At 41.2% G+C, this 21,494-nt stretch carries 18 protein-coding genes; 12 read left to right on the top strand and 6 right to left on the bottom strand.

Annotated features, from left to right (window positions below):
• Positions 1 to 16: 16 nt before the first annotated feature.
• Positions 17 to 1,144: a phage shock protein operon transcriptional activator gene (pspF, locus tag Q4600_RS12515; protein WP_102528792.1), complete on the bottom strand. Its 1,128-nt coding sequence runs from the start codon at positions 1,142 to 1,144 to the stop codon at positions 17 to 19.
• A gap of 178 nt (positions 1,145 to 1,322) precedes the next feature.
• Between pspF and pspA the strand changes: the two genes are divergently transcribed.
• The 6 genes from pspA to Q4600_RS12485 all read left to right on the top strand — a co-directional run bounded on the left by pspA (position 1,323) and on the right by Q4600_RS12485 (position 5,899).
• Positions 1,323 to 2,018, top strand: coding sequence for a phage shock protein PspA (gene pspA / locus Q4600_RS12510; protein WP_102528791.1), 696 nt, complete (start codon positions 1,323 to 1,325; stop codon positions 2,016 to 2,018).
• A 19-nt stretch (positions 2,019 to 2,037) separates the two neighbouring features.
• Positions 2,038 to 2,277: an envelope stress response membrane protein PspB gene (pspB, locus tag Q4600_RS12505; RefSeq protein ID WP_102528790.1), complete on the top strand. Its 240-nt coding sequence runs from the start codon at positions 2,038 to 2,040 to the stop codon at positions 2,275 to 2,277.
• The gene (gene pspC / locus Q4600_RS12500) at positions 2,264 to 2,659 is read left to right on the top strand and encodes an envelope stress response membrane protein PspC (RefSeq protein WP_102528789.1); all 396 of its coding nucleotides are present in this window, start codon (positions 2,264 to 2,266) and stop codon (positions 2,657 to 2,659) included. The genes pspB and pspC overlap by 14 nt, the downstream gene beginning before the upstream one ends.
• A gap of 204 nt (positions 2,660 to 2,863) precedes the next feature.
• A complete protein-coding gene (locus tag Q4600_RS12495) occupies positions 2,864 to 4,306 on the top strand; it encodes a YcjX family protein (RefSeq protein ID WP_303516626.1) in 1,443 nt (480 codons plus the stop codon).
• Positions 4,306 to 5,400, top strand: a complete 1,095-nt coding sequence (locus Q4600_RS12490; protein WP_303516624.1) for a TIGR01620 family protein — start codon at positions 4,306 to 4,308, stop codon at positions 5,398 to 5,400. Before Q4600_RS12495 ends, Q4600_RS12490 begins: the two co-directional genes overlap by 1 nt.
• 187 nt (positions 5,401 to 5,587) lie before the next feature.
• A complete protein-coding gene (locus Q4600_RS12485) occupies positions 5,588 to 5,899 on the top strand; it encodes a helix-hairpin-helix domain-containing protein (RefSeq protein ID WP_303516622.1) in 312 nt (103 codons plus the stop codon).
• Between the two features lie 116 nt (positions 5,900 to 6,015).
• On the opposite strand, the gene Q4600_RS12480 is transcribed toward Q4600_RS12485, so the two are convergent.
• Positions 6,016 to 6,753, bottom strand: a complete 738-nt coding sequence (locus tag Q4600_RS12480) for a YciK family oxidoreductase (protein ID WP_102528785.1) — start codon at positions 6,751 to 6,753, stop codon at positions 6,016 to 6,018.
• 259 nt (positions 6,754 to 7,012) lie between these two features.
• On the opposite strand from Q4600_RS12480, the gene Q4600_RS12475 reads away from it, so the two are divergent.
• The 3 genes from Q4600_RS12475 (at position 7,013) to Q4600_RS12465 (ending at position 11,660) form a co-directional block, all read left to right on the top strand.
• Complete coding sequence (locus Q4600_RS12475; RefSeq protein ID WP_303516620.1) at positions 7,013 to 9,484, top strand: VolA/Pla-1 family phospholipase; 2,472 nt, start codon at positions 7,013 to 7,015, stop codon at positions 9,482 to 9,484.
• Between the two features lie 121 nt (positions 9,485 to 9,605).
• Positions 9,606 to 10,619, top strand: coding sequence for a protease SohB (gene sohB, locus Q4600_RS12470; RefSeq protein WP_198589587.1), 1,014 nt, complete (start codon positions 9,606 to 9,608; stop codon positions 10,617 to 10,619).
• 12 nt (positions 10,620 to 10,631) lie between these two features.
• Complete coding sequence (locus Q4600_RS12465; RefSeq protein WP_102528782.1) at positions 10,632 to 11,660, top strand: AraC family transcriptional regulator; 1,029 nt, start codon at positions 10,632 to 10,634, stop codon at positions 11,658 to 11,660.
• Positions 11,661 to 11,736: 76 nt separating this feature from the next.
• Here Q4600_RS12465 and Q4600_RS12460 read toward each other — a convergent pair whose 3' ends face one another.
• The 4 genes from Q4600_RS12460 to Q4600_RS12445 all read right to left on the bottom strand — a co-directional run bounded on the left by Q4600_RS12460 (position 11,737) and on the right by Q4600_RS12445 (position 17,838).
• Entirely contained in the window at positions 11,737 to 12,972 is a 1,236-nt protein-coding gene (locus Q4600_RS12460) for an SO2930 family diheme c-type cytochrome (RefSeq protein ID WP_303516616.1), read from the bottom strand.
• 130 nt (positions 12,973 to 13,102) lie between these two features.
• On the bottom strand, positions 13,103 to 15,751 hold the full coding sequence (locus Q4600_RS12455; RefSeq protein WP_102528780.1) for a parallel beta-helix domain-containing protein: 2,649 nt from the start codon (positions 15,749 to 15,751) through the stop codon (positions 13,103 to 13,105).
• A 264-nt stretch (positions 15,752 to 16,015) separates the two neighbouring features.
• Complete coding sequence (locus Q4600_RS12450; protein ID WP_303516614.1) at positions 16,016 to 17,083, bottom strand: DUF3083 family protein; 1,068 nt, start codon at positions 17,081 to 17,083, stop codon at positions 16,016 to 16,018.
• Between the two features lie 191 nt (positions 17,084 to 17,274).
• Positions 17,275 to 17,838, bottom strand: a complete 564-nt coding sequence (locus Q4600_RS12445; RefSeq protein WP_303516612.1) for an arylesterase — start codon at positions 17,836 to 17,838, stop codon at positions 17,275 to 17,277.
• Between the two features lie 67 nt (positions 17,839 to 17,905).
• Here Q4600_RS12445 and Q4600_RS12440 point away from each other — a divergent pair, with 67 nt between their 5' ends.
• From Q4600_RS12440 to Q4600_RS12430, 3 genes are read left to right on the top strand one after another with little or no spacing between them, the layout of a single operon-like run.
• Positions 17,906 to 18,637 (top strand): ABC transporter ATP-binding protein, encoded by a 732-nt coding sequence (locus tag Q4600_RS12440; protein ID WP_102528777.1) that lies wholly within the window; start codon positions 17,906 to 17,908, stop codon positions 18,635 to 18,637.
• A complete protein-coding gene (locus tag Q4600_RS12435; RefSeq protein ID WP_248955907.1) occupies positions 18,637 to 21,120 on the top strand; it encodes an ABC transporter permease in 2,484 nt (827 codons plus the stop codon). The genes Q4600_RS12440 and Q4600_RS12435 overlap by 1 nt, the downstream gene beginning before the upstream one ends.
• Positions 21,121 to 21,154: 34 nt before the next feature.
• Positions 21,155 to 21,448, top strand: a complete 294-nt coding sequence (locus tag Q4600_RS12430; protein WP_303516608.1) for an antibiotic biosynthesis monooxygenase — start codon at positions 21,155 to 21,157, stop codon at positions 21,446 to 21,448.
• Positions 21,449 to 21,494: the final 46 nt, after the last annotated feature.

Here is a 21,494-nt window from a genome sequence, read left to right as displayed (position 1 = left end):
AGGAGCAAATATCATCTTAAGCCTTTTCCAATAAGTTGTACTTTTTTAAAATACCGCGCAACTGGTGATAGCTTAATCCGAGTAACTCTGCGGTTTTCTTTTGATTATATTGACTCTCCGCCAAGGCTTTCTTTAATAGTTCAACTTCATAGTTTTCTGTATGATCTTTAAAGTTGATAGGGAAACTAAACTGGCTATTGAGTTGGCTTGTTTGATGTTGAGCTCCTTCTGCACTGCTTGCTGAGCTTGTATTACTGTCCTCAGGGCTATTACTTTCATTTGGCGCTGCACTGCCATGTGATTCTGCACTAGAAGTCGCTGGGGCTTGTCTTTCTCGGGTTTTTACTCGACCAGTTGGTCGATAAGGGGAGGCAAATGGATCGAGAATAATATGGTCAATTTCATCACCGTCAGATCCTCGGCGATAAACGCTTCGCTCAACCACGTTTTTAAGTTCACGAATATTGCCCGGCCAGCGGTGCGACATTAATTGCTCTATTGCGATGGGACTAAATCCACCGAAAAAATCTAAATTCAGCTGTCTTGCCATACTGATAGCAAAATATTCAGCTAAAGGCATAATGTCTTCTGTTCTGCATCTAAGCGGCGGTAGCGTGATTACATCGAATGCAAGTCTATCGAGTAAATCGGCGCGGAACTCACCATTTTCAGCGAGTGAAGGTAAATCTTCATTGGCAGCACAGACGAGTCGAACATTAGTTTGTACTGTTTTACTGCCGCCAACACGTTCAAACTCACCATATTCAATGACACGTAATAACTTTTCTTGAATTAACCCTGAGGTGTTAGCAAGTTCGTCTAAAAATAGTGTGCCGTCATCTGCGCGTTCAAATCGACCTTCATGTTTTCCTTTCGCGCCAGTAAAAGCGCCAGACTCATGGCCAAATAATTCGCTTTCTAGTAAAGATTCACTTAAAGATGAACAATTGAGCTTAATAAACTCTTGATCCCATCTGGCAGATAGATAATGTAGACGTTCTGCGATAAGTTCTTTACCAGTACCACGTTCGCCGATGATTAAAACCGGCTTAGATAGTGGGGCAACTTTAGACACATGTTCCAATACTTCTAATAAAGCATTGGATTGTCCGATAAGATTGTCTTGCTCAAATTGTCTAGTCACTGTAATTTTTAGTCTAATACGCTAACAAGTGGTGAAAATCATAATAGTTGGCTAGCGCTTTAAAATAAAGAAAAAGTTAATATTTTGGTTAACTTGTTGAAAAGTAACGCATATAAAAAGTTGGCACGGCTTGTGAATAGTAATATTCGACATTAACAAAATATTTGAGGGACACATTATGGGAATCTTCTCACGCTTTGCAGACATCATTAATTCAAACATCAGTGCTTTACTAGATAAAGCTGAAGATCCAGAAAAAATGGTTCGTCTGATTATTCAGGAAATGGAAGACACGTTAGTTGAGGTTCGTTCAACTTCTGCCAAAGTGTTAGCAGAAAAGAAAGAACTACTGCGTCGTATTAGCCGAGTGCAAGAGCAAGTTATCGATTGGCAAGCAAAAGCAGAATTAGCTTTATCGAAAGATAGAGAAGATTTAGCAAAAGCTGCATTAATTGAAAAACAGAAAACAGTCACCATTCTAGAAACATTAGAAATGGAACTGCAAGTAGTTGAAGAGCATATTGCCCGTCTTAAGCAAGAAGTTGAGCAACTACAAGAAAAGCTTAATGATGCTAGAGCTCGTCAGAAAACCATCATTATGCGTAAGCAAACTGCAACTTCACGTTTAGAAGTGAAAAAGCAGTTAGATTCAAGCAAAATTGATGACGCGATGGTGAAGTTTGAGAATTATGAGCGTCGTGTTGAAGGCTTAGAGTCACAAGTTGAAGCTTATGATATCGGTAAGAAAAATAATCTTGCAGATGAGTTTGCTGCATTAGAAGCTGAAGACTCAGTCAACGAAGAATTAGAGGCTTTAAAAGCAAAAGTTAAAGCTAAATCAACAACTAAAACAACTACTAAATCAAGTAAGTAAACTTTTTCAGAGGTGAGTTATGGATATGGATCTTCTTATTGCCCCAATTATTATTTTTCTTGTGATTGTGGCGCCTATCTGGTTGGTTCTTCATTATCGCAGTAAGCGACAAGTGAGCCAGGGGCTCACTGAGGCAGAGTTTACACAACTGAACGAACTGATTGCCCAAGCTGATAAAATGGGCCAGCGAATCGAAACATTGGAAGCTATTTTAGACACGGAAGCACCAGAGTGGAGGGGAAAACATGAGCAAGGCTAACGGTCGTACATTATACCGAATCCCCAAAGCGGGTAAAATTTCAGGAGTTTGCGCAGGGATTGCCGACTACTTTAATTTTGAAACCTGGTTAGTACGTGTTATTGCGGTATCAATCTTTTTAGTGGGTGGTTCTGGACCAATATTAATCATCTACATTGCATTATGGTTAATTTTGGACAGCAAGGTTGAGGAGGTGACGACAAAACCGCACCATAAAGATATTGAAGTGAAGAAAAAAGTTTGGCAAGCAGGTGAGCCAGCTAAACGCGCACTTCATGAAGTAAACAGTCAGTTCTATGCGCTTGAGATTAGATTACAACGTTTAGAGCGCCACGTGACTTCAGATAATTTCGATTTGAAACATGAAATTAATAATCTGTAATCTTGTTCAATCTGCTGTAAGTAGGCTCTTTCTAACCAGAGCAACTAAAATCCAATGGGCGGTATCCCGCCCTTGATTTTTTCCTTTCCTGCCTAAATGTTATAGTAATCAGCACAGCAATAACTCCCCAAAATGATCACCAACACTTTTTTGAAATACTTTTTGTATAAGAGTTGGTTTTTAACAGATAACTTGAGATAAATTATGAGCTTTATTGATCGTTCAATCAGTAAAATTTCCAAAAAAACGCATCAATTAGTGCATCGTAGCACCGATAGACATGTGCGTTTAGCTGTAACGGGGTTATCTGGCGCGGGTAAAACTGCTTTTATTACTGGGCTGGTCAATCAAATGCTTCATGCTGGCAGTAACGTTAAACAAAACCCTTTACCGCTATGGCAAGTCTCAAGGGATAATCGGCTTATTGGTATTAAACGCACTATGCAGCCAGACCTAGCCATAGCAAGTTTTGATTATCAAGGTGGGATGAATGCTCTGACTTCATCTCCCGCGACTTGGCCAGCTTCAACACGTAATATTTCCGAGCTCCGTTTAGCGATTAAATATCGTCCCAGAAAGGGCATATTAGCCAAAATATCAGATACGGCGACTTTATATGTCGATATTGTTGACTACCCAGGTGAATGGTTGTTGGATTTGCCTATGTTGAAACAAAGCTACGTTGAATGGGTATCGGGCCAACTTGAAGTGAAAAACCGCTTAAGACATTCGCCATATTTTTCTGCTTTTGAGGACGCGATTAACGCACTTAATTTAGCGGAGGTGGCAGATGAACATAAGTTAAAGCAAGTTGCCGATTTATATCAAACTTTACTCATTGATATGGTGAACAAGCAAGGTTTCTACCTTGCTCAGCCAGGGAGAATGTTATTACCAGGCGAGTTTGCTGATACGCCATTGTTAGCCTTTTTCCCATTGGTTAATTTATCTTTAGAGCAACTCACGGAGCTTGAAACGTCACCAGATGACAGTTATTACCAAGTATTAAAAAAACGCTATCAGGAATATGTAACAGTCGTGGTTAAGCCTTTTTATCGCGATTATTTTGCAAGCTTTGACCGTCAATTGGTGCTGGTGGATTGCTTCAATGGGCTAAATAGCGGTAAAGAACAATTTGAAGATATGGGGAATGCGTTAAATAGCATTGTTGAAAGTTTTCATTTTGGTCAATCGAGCTTATTAAAGCGTTTGTTCTCGCCGAAAATCGATAAATTATTATTTGCGGCAAGTAAAGTGGATAGGGTGACGCGCGATCAACAAAGCCATGTACTGAGCTTATTGACCGATATGCTTAAACATAGTCAACATTTCGCCAATTATGAAGGCTGTGAAGTAGAGACCATGGCTATTAGTGCAATTAAAGCAACACAGCACGGTATGGTAAATACCTCATCTGGCGAGCAAGAAGTGGTTCGCGGTATCGATGAAAATCATAATATGCTGACTATTTTTCCTGGTGAAGTACCGCAATCATTACCAGAAAATGCATTTTGGCAAAAGCAGGGCTTCAACTTTGTTTCGTTTAATCCGCCTAAATTGAATAACAACGCGACGTCAGATCCACGCTTTGAACATATTCGATTAGATCACTTACTGCAGTTTTTACTGGGGGATAAATTACAATAATGAAGCCATCTCAATCGCACCATTCAAGTGATAACGAATCAATGCAGCAAACTAAATTAAAGCAGCAGCAAGTATTTGCGTCTGAAACTACAGAAGAGCCTCAAGTCAAACCGAGTCAGTCTTACGCCGAGGTTGAGTTCCAGTGTGAGTTAGCCTTAGCTGAAATTGTAGAGGACATTGATGTTATTGAGCCTACAAGGTCAGCTAAACGTTGGTCGCCATTAGCGAAGCTTTCTTTAGTTGGCATAAGTTTAGCTGTGATTGTACAAACCTTACTAGGGCTGCATGCTGCTTTTTTACAAAGCCCATGGTTATTTGGTTTTTATGCCTCGGTGACAGGTGTGATCCTTGCTTGGGTATCTACGATTACGTTGGCTGAATGGCGAAAATTAGTAAAATTAAAACATGTTGCCGATACTCAAGTTACTGGCGAGCGATTATCACAAAGTATGCAGCGAGGAGAGGCGGAAAAGTTTATATCGCCTTTATTATCTCAGTACCCAGAAAGTGAGGGGAAACAGCAATATAGCGCAATGAATACCAGTGAGCATAATGATGCTGAAATGGTGCTGCTGTTTGATGATTTAGTCGTTTCTGAGCGTGATGAAAAAGCTAAACAAATTGTTAGCCGGTATGCAGCAGAGTCAGCGTTATTACTGGCTGCTAGTCCATTGGCTGTTTTAGATATGGCGATTATTCTCTGGCGTAACCAACGAATGATTAATGCTATCGCTGATATTTATGGTATCGAATTAGGGTATTGGAGCCGAATTAAGCTGATTAAAAGTATTATTGTTAATATCGTTTATGCTGGGACAACTGAAGTGGTTGCCGATCTCGGTACCCAACTACTATCTGTTGAAATGACTGGTAAGTTATCTGCAAGACTTGCTCAAGGTCTTGGTGGCGGTTTACTGACTGCAAGATTGGGTTATCAAGCAATGACGTTATGTCGTCCTTTAAGTTTTAAAGAACAAAATAGACCTAAACTTGGCCAGATCCATCAACAATTATTAACTGAATTGAAAACGTTTTCTGCATCTATGATGCAAAAGAGTAAAGTTAAGTCTGCGTCAGAGACCCATAAAGACTAAGTTAAATTGAGTTTGATAATAAAAGTTGACTAATATTTGAACTATTTGGATTATTGACTACAGTTTTATGACAGTGATATTTCAGGGGGCATCTTAAAGTGGCTTTGTCGCTTTGAAATTTTACTGAATTCACCGATCACGGATAGGGAAGAAGATCGGTTTTAAATAGGACTTAAAGGAGTTAACAATGAAACATCCATTTCTAATGGGCGTGATGTGCGCCTGCGTTTTATCTATTGGGATTTCACAGCCAAGCTTTGCAAAAGAAGCGACTGTAGCCAAACAAGCTCAAACTCAAGCTAAAACGACAAAAGTTAATATTAATAAAGCCAATGCTGCTGAATTACAGCAATTAAAAGGCATTGGTGAATCTAAAGCTAAAGCGATTGTTGATTATCGTGCGAAGCATGGCAAATTCAGTAACCTTGAACAACTTAGCCAAGTATCGGGTGTCGGTGATAAATTAATTGAACAAAATGCGAAACAGATTAGCTTTTAATCAACTGATTAATTCGCAAAGTAGTCAGTTAACAAAAAGGAGCCAGTGGCTCCTTTTTTATACTCATTTAAAATCAAATGATTTCAAATCTAATTTTCACAAAAACTCAAAAACGACTATTGTGCATTTAACTGCTGTCCATTTATGTCTGCAGCATCATCGCTCATCAAATAAAGATAGGTTGGCATGATGTCTTCAGCTGTTTTTAATGTTGCAGGATCTTCGCCTGGATAAGCTTTTGCGCGCATTTCTGTGCGCGTTGCACCTGGGTTGATGCTATTAACGCGAACACTTGTGCCTTCACACTCGTGAGCTAAAACTTGCATCATGCCTTCAGTTGCGAATTTTGAAAACGAATATGGGCCCCAGTAAGCACGACCTTGTCTGCCGACACTACTTGATGTAAACACTAATGAAGCAGAAGGTGCTGCTCGCATAATAGGCAGTAGCGCTTTAGTAAGGATCACTTGCGCAGTTACATTGATTTTCATTACATCTTCTAAAGATTCCAAATCAATATGTTCGAATGGGCCTAATGCGCCTAATAAACTAGCGTTATGTAAAACGCCATCTAGGTGACCGAATTGCTCTGCAATGGTATCGGCCATGTCTTTATAATTTTGCTCAGTAGCACCTTTTAAATCCAATGGCACGATGGCAGGTTTTGGATAACCCGCTTGTTCTATTTCATCGTAAACTGCTTCTAACTTGTTAACTGTTTTACCGAGCAAGATGACTGTAGCGCCATGTTTAGCAAAAGTAATTGCTGCAACACGGCCGATGCCAGCGCCAGCACCTGTGACAAGAATTGTTTTATTATTTAATGAATCTTTTTTAGCTTGATATTCCAACATGGTTCTATTTTTCCTTCGGCTGCAAAAGCACGTCAATTCTAGATTCGAACAAAAGATAAACGATCGTTTTAAACAAATGACTGATAAATGTTAACGTGTAGTACTTTTGCATGTAACAAATATGTAGCTAACTCAATAGTTTTACGTTAACTTGAGATGAGTTAAGGACAAAAATAAGTCCTTATGGTCATGTGTTTACGCTATTGTGACCAATTTTTGGGGAAATTAAAATTATTACAACAAGATTTGGGGAAAAAAGATGAAAAGACTCATATTGGGTGTTGCAATTGCATCTGCTCTTGGGCTTAGCGGCTGTAGTGAAGATAGTTCAAATGAAGCGAAGGATTCAGTCGAGCCACTCATTCCATTCTCTCAAGTGGTTTTCGACCCTGCAGCGGGTGATGTGCCACTGCCAAATGACCTTTTATTTAACGGCACTACAGATGGCACGTTAAATATTCCTGGTGAAGACGGTGTTGATTATGTCGACCCTTCATTAGCTCTTGGCGCATTAGATGGCTGGTCTACTAGCTCTCCAATATCGATTTCAGTCGATCTGCCAGAAGATAATAATGGTGTCATGCTCACTTTAGATGCAGCTTCAGTGTTCCAACCAGGCGCTGTGCGCATGTTTGAAGCAACAGTTGGTGGAGCATTATCAACCGATCCAGAATGTGCTGCAGAATTAACGCTTTCAGCGTGTAAAATTGGCGATGAACTTCAATTTGGGGTTGATTTTGTCGCACAGGCTTCTGGTAATAGCATCGCTATCGTGCCAATTAAACCGCTTAAATCAAACCAATCTTATATTTATGCCACTACCAGCCTGATCCAAGATTCTGCTGGTCGTGCGATAGAGCCATCAAGTACTTATAACTTACTTAAATTAGATATTGATACCGATCCGCTTGCAACCGACGAGCAGTTATTGCTTCAAGGTTTAGTTAACAGCTACGAAAAAGGTATTGCTGCCGAACACGGCGTTGATCCAGAAACGGTTTCTTATTCTGGTTTATTTACCACTCAGTCAGTTGCTGATGTTTATGAAACCTCTAAATTGTTAATGGCTTCAAGCGATCCTTATAAGCCTTCATTTCTTAGCCCAATAACGCCACTTGGCGTTACAGTTGCGCAAGCTTTGGGACTAACTGAAGCGGATGGTATTGCTTTTGTTGTTTCTGATATGGCTGACTTGTATGCCGCGACTGTTAAATTACCCATTTATGGTGATTGTTCATCTGTAAGTTGTGTTATTCCAATTGTTGATGGTGCGCCTACTGCGCCAAATGGCCGTTGGTTTGCACAAGGGGATAGCCCGGTATCTGTATTACTCGCACTTGAAGCGGGTACGATGAGTGTTGCAAACTTCAGCTCACAAGCAGTTGCGCAGGGTGTTGACCCAGCCGCCGCATTGCAAAACCCTGCGTTAATGGCGGGTAAGGCTTGGATGCTTGATGATGGCACTGATGCCGATACCACAAAGCATTTGACCAAGTTCAACCCAATTCCTGCGATCATGGGTTATGAAGATGTTAATGTTCAAATCACTTTGCCTAATGCAGCTAAGTTAGCAGCATTCAGCGCGCAAGCGGGATTGCCTTTTGTGGCACCAACAAATGGTTGGCCAACGACGATGGCGCTGCATGGTCTTGGTGGTACTAAGCAAATGGCATTAGCCTATGCTGGTAGTTATGCTGCTGCAGGTGTTGCAACAATTGCCATTGATATGCCTTTACATGGCGAGCGTTCATATGATGCAGATGGTGACGGTGTTTATGATATCTCGGCAAGCAGTGATGTATTTGGTCCTCAATATGCAAACGGTAACCCATTAGTTTTTGTTAACGTGGCAAGCACTTTAACCGTTCGTGATAATTTCCGCCAAGCAACATTAGATCATTTAGGTCTTCGTTTGTTACTAACTGGTATGTACACACAAATAGCGCAGGCTGGTGGGCAACAAGTATTTGATATCAGCAAAATCAGTGCACAAGGTTTAAGCTTGGGTGGCATTGTCGGTACAACATTATCAACTTATGCATCTACTGGTCTAGTTGACCCAACAACCGGTACAGCATTACCTAATGCTTACGGTATTAATGCTGCTTCACTTGTTGCGCCGGCTGGTGGTTTAGCTGGCTCATTTGCAGGCTCACCGACATTTGGTCCTGTTTTGTTTGAAACAGTAACAGGTACAGCAGATTTCCAAGCATTGGTTGATGCGGCAAACACTGGTGGATTTGAACCTGATACGCCTGAGTATGCTGCACTTGTGCAAGCGGTTTACGCTGAATTTATTCCTACCTTTGCATTCGCAGTGCAAACCGCGGTTGATTCAGCTGACCCAATTAACCATGGTGCAATGTTAGCTGAAACCCAATTGCCTGTTCATTTAATTGAAGTGGCGGGTGATGGTGCTGGTAACTTACCGGATCAAGTATTACCTAATAGTGTTGAAGGCTTCCCACTATCAGGGACAGAGCCTCTTATCTCTGCACTAGGTTTAGGTTGCGTTAGTTCAACTAATGCAGGTTCTGGCGCGGTGAGATTTGCTAAAGGTCATCACAGCTCGATTGTTAGCCCTGATGAAATTGATGGCGTAACAGATGGTATGGCTGCGCAAGCTACAGTTGAAATGCAATCTCAAGTAGCGGCATTTGCTAAGTCAGCAGGCTTAGGTGCAGCAACGATTCTTGTTGATAATGCAGATGTTATTGTTCCTTGTAGCTAATTAATGATGTTTAATTGTTAATTGACTAAAAACCCAGCATTTGCTGGGTTTTTTATTGTCTACAAGCTTCAACTTCCTGCTAAGATAACCCACAATTATGTTTTTCTTTACGGAGTGTATTTTGGAGTTTTTATCTGAGTACGGCATGTTTTTAGCTAAAGCCGTCACGATTGTCGTTGCAATTCTTGCCGTTGTGATTGTTGTGCTTGCTAGCAGCATGAAGCAAAAAGCAGACAAAGGTGAACTTAAGCTAACGGATGTCACTGACGAGTTAAAGCAGCTTGAAAAAGAGTTAAAAGAAGAGCTGTTTACTAAGAAGCAATTTAAGGCTTATGAAAAGCAATTAAAAGCTGATGATAAAGCGGCTGAGAAAGATGACACTTCTCCATCAAAAGTTTTTGTTATCGACTTTAAAGGTAGCATTGATGCCGGTGAAGTTGCTTCTTTACGTGAAGAAATTACTGCTATTTTAACCGTTGCTGATAAAGATGACCAAGTGTTGGTTAATGTTGAAAGTGGTGGCGGTATGGTGCATGGCTACGGTTTAGCATCAAGCCAATTAGATAGACTAAAACAAGCCCAAATTCCTTTGACTATCTGTATCGATAAAGTCGCTGCTAGTGGTGGTTATATGATGGCATGTGTGGCCGATAAAGTGTATGCAGCACCTTTTGCTATTGTAGGTTCAATTGGGGTTGTTGCGCAATTACCGAACTTTAGTCGACTATTGAAAAAGCATGATATTGATTACGAACAGCACACTGCTGGCGACTTTAAGCGTACATTGACTGTGTTTGGTGAAAACACGGATGAAGGTCGTGAGAAGTTTCAGGAAGAACTTGAAGAAACGCACGTGTTGTTTAAAGAGTTCGTCAGCAAATATCGTCCAGATATGGATATTGCTAAAGTCGCAACCGGTGAGCATTGGTACGGTCAGCAAGCGATTGAACTGGGTTTAGTCGATGCTATTTCTACCAGCGATGATGTTATTTTAGGCCTAGCTAAAGAACATCAAGTGATCAAAATTAAATATCAAATGAAAAAGAAGTTAGCAGATAAGATAGCACATGGTGCTTCGCTATCTGTTGATGGGGTTTTAAATCGTTTGATGGAGCGTGAAAACGCAGTTAAATAATTAAGGATATCGATGCAGCAAGAGTCGGGTTATAAAGCGAATATGATGGTAGGTGATCAATGTTATCCTGCCTTTGAATTACGTAATTTACTCAATTTTATCGATATTCACCTAGGTGAAACGGTTGCTGCTGATATCTACCAAAAACTGGGCTTAGGGCCATTAGAACTTAAGGCGATGCAGTTTGTTTATGTATGGCAAGTTGAGTTCGCGATGGAGCAACTACGCACCCTCAGTCCAGATAAAGAGATTGGTGCCCGCTTGGGTGCCAGTTATCAAGTTGCTTCCCTCGATGTTCTTTTACCCTTCTTTGATCAATTCACAACTTTGGGGCAATGTCTTAAATTTGTGATTCAAAACCCTGATTTAGCAGGCAGTTTTGCTGATACCTTAGTTCTAATTGAGGGGGACACTCTATGGGTGCGTTGGCTCAATACCGGTAAAGTCAGCGAAGACAAGTTTGCCTTTCAGTTTCATCATAGTGTTTGCGCTTTACTTGGCGCTGCGAGGCAACTCGTTGATGAGCCAGTCTATATTGATGAGATTCATTTTGCTTGCCCATGTTGCAATACCGACTTTCTCAGCCAAGAGACCGGTGCTACCATGGTATTTGACTGCGACTTTTTTGAGTGGGGCATCAAAATGGAAGTGCTAAATTCTCCCTTAGCATTTCAATTTTCGCAAGTTAAACACAATAAATCGGTGCCAGAGGCCACTTCTTTTATTGATAAAGTGTTAACAAATATTCGGCACTCTATGCCAAACCCACCTAAATTAGAGCAATTTGCGTTAAGTATGCACATGAGCGATCGCAGTTTACGTAGGAAGTTATCTGCTGCTGGCACGACATATCAGAAGTTAATCGACCAAGTTCGCTGCCAAGCGGCAATTAATTTAATTTTGACTGATAAGCTATCCATTGAGGATATTGCTGAGACTTTGGGTTATGGCGATGTATCTCACTTTAGGCAAAGCTTTAAACACTGGATCGGTTATCCTCCTGGACATTTCCTAAGACTCAATCAAGCCTCAAAACAGTAATTTTTTGAGTAAAAAGCAGGGAGTCCGTTGTTAACAATTATCTCCTGTATATTAGCTTGGTGTTACTCGCTTTGCATTATTGGCAAGTTGCTATGGTTGCCGACATACTATCAATCCAACGTTTAACTAACTCAGTGCCTTCAGAATGAATTATTTCTCGACCAATCGGCGGCATTTTGTCTTTTGGGGAAGATAAGATTTGGCGATAATGCACTATTGAGCGCTCTGCGTTTCCTGGCACAATGTCATAAGCTAAACCATTAGGACCACCATCCCAGCCCGGAGGTTGTTTACAAACGCCATATTCAAAAGATGTGTGGTCGACAAAGTAGCTTAACCGCAGCCCTGAAATACTCGCAAAGCCCTGTTCGTTATGACAATGTGCGCAGTTAATATCTAAATATCCTTTTGCGCGATTTGTTAAATCTGCATCACTATTGTCTAGAGCATAAGATTGATCAACAGTATCTAATTCAGGTAATCCAGACAGCATTTGCCTATCTTGCCAAAAACTCAATTGATTCACTTCATTACCATTTTCTTGAACTATATTCCGATTCAATAGGTGTGCTTTTAAACCAATTGGATTAATTCTACTAATATCCTCTTCATTGATTTGGTGGCAAATTTTGCACTCCACTTTACTGGGGATATGGTAATCAAAGGTAATGGACTCGCCTTGATTATTTAAGGTATGAGTGACATTGGCGCCGGCGATAATCAGTGAGGCAATGTCTTGTTGCCACTGATATGTTAGCGCAGTCCAACCCGTTTCCCTGTGGATCATCAGTCGGGTTTCAATCAGCTTTTCGTTGCTGGTTCCGGTTAACTGAGTGTCAAATGGCAGCGCAAATGTTTTTACTAACACGCTGCCAATAGGAAGTGAAAAAGCCTGTTGCGGGTTAAAAACCATCGACTGACTTTCGGGTAAATATATGAATCGATACTTACTGGCATAATTTGAAAATAATTCCGTGGACAACTGATAACCACGGCCTGGCTCTCGTGGTGCATGAGTTGGTATTGAAGGGTCGATAAATAAGCCATAATCACTTAAATTAGGGCAGTCTTTGCTCATTAACGCCTGCCAATTTACTTCTGTATTGGTTAACTGACAAACATCATCTGAACCTTCTGGCTGTTCAGGTGTTGTTGGCGTGGCTGGCGTACTAGGTGTTGAAGGAGCTGAGGGTGCTGTTGACGTATTTGAATCATTACTGTCTGATCCACCACAAGCCATTAATACTGAGCTTAATAGTAAGATGAGGAGCGGTATTAGAAAGTTAGTTTTGATTTCAGCGTAATGAGTCATCAACAGTATCCTGCATTTTATAATTACTTGCCCCAAACTTTGAACAAATTTTGGTCGTTATGATTGGTGGTCATGATTGGTTAGTGAAATGAAAGAGGATGTACCTAGGTTCATCCTCTAAAGTGGCATTCTATGAACAAGACGCCGCTGGTAATCGCTTAATCCATTCATTGATCAAGGCAACACCTTCATCGTGAGACAGACTTCGGCCAATCTCTGGCATTCTATCTCCAGGATCATTAGTTTCCATTCTAAAGTGTAAAATAGACTCTTCAGGGTTACCTGGTACAACATCAAAGCCTAAGCTACCACCACCATAAGCGACTGGTGATTTACATGTTCCGTGGGAGAAACCTGCATCTTCAGCATAGCTACGCCAATACTCAAGCTTTAAGCCTGTGTTAGACGCGTTGCCTTCAGGGCGATGACAATGAGCGCAGTTAATATCTAAATAGCCTTTTGCAGCAGCCATTAGTTCAGTATCTGACATTGAACTAATACTATCTTCATCGCCATCTTGATACTCAGGTACCATATCAACATCTGTTAGGCTAGGAAGTCCTTGTAATATGCCTGCAGATTGCCATTTGGTTAACTGGTTCATGCTGCCATCTACATAAGCATAATCACGATTTAAATGACGTGCTTTAGGTCCGATAGGCATGAATACCGCATTACTGTCCTCATCAGCTTTAAACTGGTGGCATTGTTTACATTGGTTCATGTTGGGTACCACATAATCAAAGCTGAGCATTTCACCTTTATGGGTGACTTGCTTACCTTGAATCGCCCCAGCTTTAGCTAACACAGCATCTGACTTGTCTGCTTTCCACACATAAGGAAGCGCACTCCAGCCAGTTTCACGATGGATTAATAACCGTGTTTCGATTAAATCTTCATTAGCGAAGCCGCGTGCATTAGTGTTTTCTGGAAGTGCGAAGGTTTTACTGATCACTGTGCCAACAGGGAAGTCGAATGACTCATTCTCACTGTAGTCGGCTTTCGTTCCATCGGGTAAATAAACAAAACGATATTTGCTGGCATGATCGGTAAATAATGGTGTATTGAGATCGTAAGGTAATCCACCAGAGTTAGGTGCATCGGTAGGGTTTGCCATGTCGGCAAATAGATTATAGTCAGACAAATTTGGGCAGTTAGCTTTTAATAGTGCATCCCAACTGACATTACTTCCTGATGCTTCACATAAACTTAAGTCGCCATCTCCTTCAAGGCCACCTTCGCCTTCACCGATTGAGCCACCGCCACCGACTAAGGTGCCACCATCACAACCTGCGGTGTCATCGTCGACGCCACAGCCAAAGATTTCATCGCCAAAGGTGACGGTATGGACAGGCAAACTGACTTGAGCACAATTCATTAATTCAGCTTGTGTTTTTTCATACAGCACATCAGCAATATTCATATCGGTATTATTGTTGGCATATAATTGACCAATACTGACATCACCATTATTTTGCGCACAAATATTGTCACTGCCATCAGGATTAAACGGCAATTCTTGTAAACCTAGATATGCCGCTGTGCCATTATTAGACAACATTTCCCCTAAGCCATCATATAAAATCCCGGGGAGTGAGCCATGGGTTAATACATAGGCTTTAATGATGTCTTCGATTAAATAACCTTTAGGCTTTTGGCCATATCCTGAGATGACGTTATCGTGAATCGAAATATTGCGCGGAGTAGGGCGCCAACCATCTGCAATCGCTTGACCTGGTTGACCGTAATTACCCACAAATGTACTAATATCTGGCTCGGCAATAAAGAAACTTGAAATGGTTAAGCCAACAGTGTCGTGGTTAGTAATTTCGTTATTAAAAATCTCTACATCATCAGTCGATAAAACAATCACCCCAGTCCCAGGTGGTACAATATGAACCCCAGCAGGATTTGACGATGCATTGGCAAAGTTCAGGGTATTATTGTCATAAACTTTGTTATTAAAGATACGAACACTAGAGCCATAGCGGTGATTATTAATCGGTAAATCGAAGACTAAAATACCACCTGTGTTACCCACAGCTTCGTTATCATATACATCGGCATATTTTGAGTTTTCGATCTCAATGCCCGCGACGTTTTCTTTAGCGATATTACGTCGAACCACTATGTACTCAGATTGGCCCACATAAATACCCGCATCGGCGCTACCGCGAACATAGGTATCTTCAATCAGGATATTCTCACATTCAACAGGGTATAGGCCATAAGCGCCATTACCTTCATCAAGTTCGCCTTCCCACACTGTCGCAAGACGTCTTAAGATGATGCCATTGGTGTTTTTTAGCTTAATACCATTATTTTTTGCTTCGTTAACCGATAAATCCTGAATAATAATATTGATCGCATTTTGCACGAATATGCCATCACCAGAGTTAGCTTCAGAGAAATCGAGTACGGTATCATCTTGGCCATACCCCATGATGGTAATATTTTTAGCAAAGCTACCATCGCCGTCGACATCACCATCAAACAATAAAGTGGATTCGATTTTGAAGTTACCTTTAGGCAGCACAATAACATCATTACTTTGTGCGTTAATTAGGGCTTCTTGAATACTGATAGTAAGGTTATCGCCAGCTTCGACCATTATCGCACCTTCAGGAAAGGTTGGGCCGGTTTCTGTGGGTGGTTGAACGACTGGTGGGGTTTCGGTAACTGTGGTGTCATCATCATCTGAACCACAACCTGATAAACTCATAGTGACAGCTGTTGCTACAATGGTAGGCACCAGCCATGGCATCTTCTTGTTGAACATAGCATCTCCTGCTTTTTATTATTTATTTCCTACTCCTAAAGTTCCGCCAGTGGAGTGGATACGATTTATTTCGTATGACTCCAACATGCCTTGTTTGTTAATTGTTAATCAATGTGAGATCTGGCCACATTTTCTTAATATGCGTTTTTGGTTATAAGGGAGATATTTTTCAGAGAAAAAAACGACAGCCTAAGCTGTCGTTGATTGAGTACTAACTAATTGTGCGGTAGAAACTTCGCAAAATTAGTATATTAAAGTACTGGTTTAGGCTTTGTAACTTAAGTGCTGGTGAAAGCGAACAATGACATCAATATGTTCTTTATCAATATCAAATTGGCTGGTGAATTGACGCACAGCATCCTGAACTTGATTCATAAAGCGGCCATAGCCTTCATCATATCGATCGTCTTTGGCTGCAACAATCACAAAGCGAATGGCTTCAGCTAATTTAGTATTGTCCCAGTGGCAAATAGGTGCAGGAGCTGCGTCGCTTGGGTCAAACCCTACCATCTGAAATTCTGCAGTACTGTTTAATTGCTCATATTTACTGTTACGGACTAACGGCACTTTTCCATTCGCAACCATTGCAACTCGGTGTAATTTGTTGTCACTGGTGGCTTTAATAAAGTGATCTGCAACCCGCTGATACTTCTCTCCAAATGAGGTAGCATTTTCAGCAGCTAATTGCTTCTTAATACGACGGCCCATCGGTAAGCTAACAGTGACATAGTTAAGTGCACTGACCGATTCAGGTAAGTTACATTCACGGCGCTTATAGCGACTATCGACGGCACGTAACTTGTAACCATAGGTTTCTTTAAGTCCTTTTGCTTTTGCGAAAAAGTCATAAGAAATATGCTGATGATCACGAATTTTTGTCGGTACTTCTTTATTGGGGAGTAACGGCTTTATTTCAGCTAAGAAATTTTGAACCTTGGCATGAAACTCTGCTGAATTACTACGCAGTTCATTACCAGTAGCCAGAAAAACGACTTTTAACTTCTTCGCTCGATACCCTGGAAGCGTGTGTAAACGATTGGCTTCATGATGAGCAGGGTTGTAGAAAAAGCGCAGTTGTTCTTCTGTAGATAAACAATAAGCTTCACTATGGAAACGTACCATCGGTAGCTTATCAGTCGCGATAACATGAACATTGTAGAGTTCTAGTTTATCTGCAACTTGGAAAACCAGCTTACTAAACTCTTGATAGCAATTATCTAAGTCACTGTATGACCCTAATAAATCATCGGTTAACGTAAATCCAACTGTGATGTACTGGTTTTTACGTGTAGCTGTCGGTAAATACACTTTCTTTTGACGACTGACGGACATAATTTTTCCTTTTAGCCATAGGGTGTACCAATTAAAACTCGAAAAGAACAATTCAGTCTTGTTCTTCATATCATTGGTATTATTGAAACGTTTTAAACAAATCCATTTTGTTTAGTTTAATCTTAAAACCTTAAAATAAAATTACTATTTGCGCTTTTTTGCTCATTTCTAGTGAAATATTTTAACCTTGATTACTTTTTTAACGCATCTATGATCCACGGTGCCATCCATTGCGTAATTTGTGGTTGAGCCTCGACATTTGGATGAATACCATCTCGTTGCATTAAGTCAGAGTTTGGTGCAATGTCCAGCATAAAGAAAGGCACTAATGCAATGTCAAAGTCATCAGCAAGTTGATGGTAAACATCGTTGAACATTTTAGTGTATCTTGGACCGTAATTAGGTGGCACCATAATTTCAGTCAGTAATACATCAGCGCCACTGTCTTGAGACAAGCTAATGACTTTTGTAAGATTTGATTTCAGTTTGTTAGGCGGGAAACCACGAAGACCATCATTGCCACCCAGCTCAACTACGACTAGGTCAAATTGGGTTGAAGCCAGTAAATTCGGGAGTCTACGCAAACCACCTGCGGTAGTTTCACCGCTGACTGAGCCATTGATAATGTCATGTTCAGGGTGCTTATCACGTAACAATTGTACCCAACCTTGCTCTTCTGACATGCCATAACCTGCACTTAGACTATCACCTAATATCAAAATCGTGGCAGCATAGCTAGAAGTGGAAATAAACATTGTAGATGCTACAAACAAAAATGCCGCAGTAAGCAGGCGTTTAGCCGGTAAATATAAGAAGGATCGTATGTCGACTAATTTTGCAAATAATTCAAGTGCCATTAATGTTACTAACCTCAATAAAACTGTAGTGACCCAAGAGGGAGAGCTTACTATCCTCAATGGCATTAATATGGATGTCAAGCAGGGCGACAGTATTGCTATTCTTGGCCCGTCAGGTTCTGGCAAGTCAACGTTACTGGGTTTGTTAGCTGCGCTCGATACACCAACCTCTGGTGAGATATTACTGGATGGTCAAGCCCTGTCTGGGCTTAATGAAGAACAAAAAGCGGCGCTGAGAAAACAAAAAGTCAGCTTTATTTTTCAGTCTTTCATGTTAGTTGATACCTTAACCGCGCTGGAAAATGTCATGTTACCAGCTGAACTTGCAGGTGTCGTGAATGCTCGAGAGAAAGCTGAAATCATGCTTGAACGTGTGGGGTTATCACATCGCTTAACCCATTTACCTAAGCAATTATCTGGTGGTGAGCAGCAACGTGTTGCTATTGCACGTGCCTTTATTTGCGAGCCCAAAGTGCTATTTGCTGATGAGCCGACTGGTAACCTTGATAGTGCCAACGGCGATAAAATTGCCGATATGTTGTTTGCTTTGAACCAAGAAAGCGATACTACATTGGTATTAGTGACGCATGATTTAGAGCTGGCCAAACGCTGCAAAAGACAGTTAGTGATGGAAAATGGCCACTTATCTGAGCCCGCTGTCAGTGAAGAGCAAAACGTCTCAGAGGAGGCGTGTTAATGGAATTACAATTAGCGTGGCGTTTATTTAAGCGCGAATTGATGCAGGGTCAGTTATTACTGATTGTACTTGCTATCACTTTAGCTGTGTTATCGGTCAGTGGGCTTGCGAGAGTGAGCGAGCGCTTACAAGTGGCAATTAACGGTGAGGCGGCCAATTTTATTGCGGCAGATAGAATCATTGATTCCCCTGCGCCGCTAGATGAGCAAGTACTGATACTCGCAGAGTCACTTGATATTAAGCATGTGACCAATATGAAATTTAACTCGATGGTTTATTCGGGTGATAATTTTCAATTAGTGACAATAAAAGCCGTGGGTGATGGCTATCCACTACGTGGTGAAATCGAATTATCATCTGGCATTACACAAGCATTACCACTAACAGGTGAAGCATGGTATGAAAACAGACTAGGTGGGTTATTAGGTTATCCAACAACCTTGGAGTTAGGTAATACTGAATTAAATTTATCTGCTGAGATTAGTCGATTACCTGATGCTGGCTTTAACCCGTTTGCTTCATCGCCAGTGTTATTAATGCGTTTAGATGATGTCGATGCGACTGGAATTATTCAACCAGGTAGCCGGGTAAGTTACGTCTATCAATTCGCAGGTGAAGCTGCTGCGTTAACTGAATTTGAAACTCAAGCTAAGCCGCTATTAAATAACAGCCAACGTTGGACTGATGTGCAGTCAGGTGATTCACCAATTGCCTCAGCGGTGAAACGTGCAGAACGATTTTTATTATTAGCCAGTTTACTGGGTATTGCCTTAGCGTGTGCTGCGATAGGTATTGCTGCGCAGCGTTATTGCCAACGACATTATGATGTTGTGGCAATGCTCAAAACCTTTGGCGCATCTTCAAAACAAATTCGCACCTTGTTTGGCATTCACTTAATGCTAGTCACAGTATTAGGTATTGTTTTAGGTCTAATCGGTGGCTTGCTACTGGATATAGGTATTAACCAATTTTTACCTGCTGAAATAGCAGCATATTCACCACCTTATTCAAGACCATTACTCTTAGGTGTCAGCACAGGTTTAATCAGCGCCTTTATGTTCTCTGCGTATCCTTTAATGCGTTTGCTGGCTATTCCACCTTTACGAGTATTGCAGCGACAGCTTGAAGGGCTACAGTTCGGCATGTGGTTACACTTATTGTTAAGCCTTGGCGCAATGGCGTTGTTAGGCTATTTGTATTCACGCAGTATCGCGTTAACCATGACCGTTGTACTGGCTGTGTTATTACTGGGTGTATTACTGAGTATTTTAGGCTTTGCCATGATCCGTTTAGGTCATAGCGTCGGCATGAAAACCACCAATCCATTTCAGCTAGCCTTGGCAGGACTTCGTCGCCGAGCGAGACAAAATGCGGTGCAACTGGTTGGTTTTAGTAGTGCCTTAGTGTTGTTATTGACGATTCTTGCACTTAGACAAGACTTATTGAATGAGTGGCAAAAGCAACTACCTGAAGATGCGCCAAATTATTTCTTGGTCAATATTGCCCCAGAAGATACCAAACCATTGGATGATTTTCTTGATAGTAACAAGATTATCGCAACTGATATTTATCCCGTGATCCGAGGCCGATTAACTCACATTAATGATGAAGAATTGATTTCTCGTCGAGAAGAGAAAGATGGCGCAGAAGGTCGAGTTGGGATCTCAAGAGAGCTAAACCTTACGTACAGAGAAACTCTGCCGCCGAATAATGAAATTACCCAAGGGACTTTTAATCAGGCGGATGATGAAGTCTCGGTTGAAGCTGAAGTGGCTGAGCGTTTAGGGTTATCACTCAACGATACGATGACGTTTAATATCGATAATCAAAGTGTAAGCGTTAAGGTAACAAGCTTTAGGCAAGTGCAGTGGGAAACCCTGCAACCTAACTTTTTCATGATTTTTAAGCCTAAAGCTTTGGAGCCGTTTTCGTATACTTCGATGGCCAGCTTCCATTTAAATGATCAAGATTTGAAGCAAGCCGGGAGTGATTTGACTGCCAATGGTGTGGTGCTACAACTCATCCAACAATTCCCAACAATATCTGTGATTGATGTTGGTGCTATGGTTGGGCAATTAAGACAAATTATTGAGCAAGTTTCACTATCTTTGTCACTGGTGCTGGCGCTAGTACTGCTAGCAAGTGCATTAGTATTGATAGCACAAACAGAAGCTGGGATGGCAACCAGGCAGCGCGAACTCGCAGTGCTTAGAACCTTTGGAGCATCTGGTTGGCTGCTACGCTCAGCGACTGGGCTAGAGTTTGCTTTATTAGGTGCAATTGCGGGTATCCTAGCGGTAATCGTGGCTGAATTTGCATTGTATATGCTGAAAACTCAAGTGTTTGAATTAGTGGTATATATGCATTGGCCGTGGTGGGGGATTGCGCCATTAGCTGGTGCCGCTGTGGTGGCCTTTTTAGGCATGTGGCGCTGTCGTCAATTACTGAATCAGTCATGCAGTGAATTGCTCAAAGCGGGTTAGTATTAAAACCTATTAACATCTAAAGGATTTGGATATGTTTGCGGTTATCTTTAAGGCTAAAGTGGGCGAGCAAAATCAACATTATCTTGATACTGTTGCGATTATGCGTGATTTAGCATTTGAGCAATATGGCTGTATTGATTTTATTGCCGTGTCAGAAGGGGAGCAAGAAATTGCAATTTCTTACTGGCAGTCAGAAGATGACATCAAACGCTGGCATCAGGATTCAAAGCATAGCGTTGCGCAGAAACTAGGCCAAGATAAATGGTATGCGTCCTATACCGTTGAGATTGTCGAGGTAAAAAGAAAATATAGCTTCGGTGAATAAATTAGTTTCAGTTAATAAATTTTCTTTGGTGAATGAGTAAAGCTTG

The organism is Shewanella sp. 2_MG-2023, assembly GCF_030548905.1.
GTDB lineage: Bacteria > Pseudomonadota > Gammaproteobacteria > Enterobacterales > Shewanellaceae > Shewanella > Shewanella electrodiphila.
The sequence above is the reverse complement of the archived record's forward strand: the minus strand, read 5'-3'. Positions and strand labels throughout refer to the sequence as shown.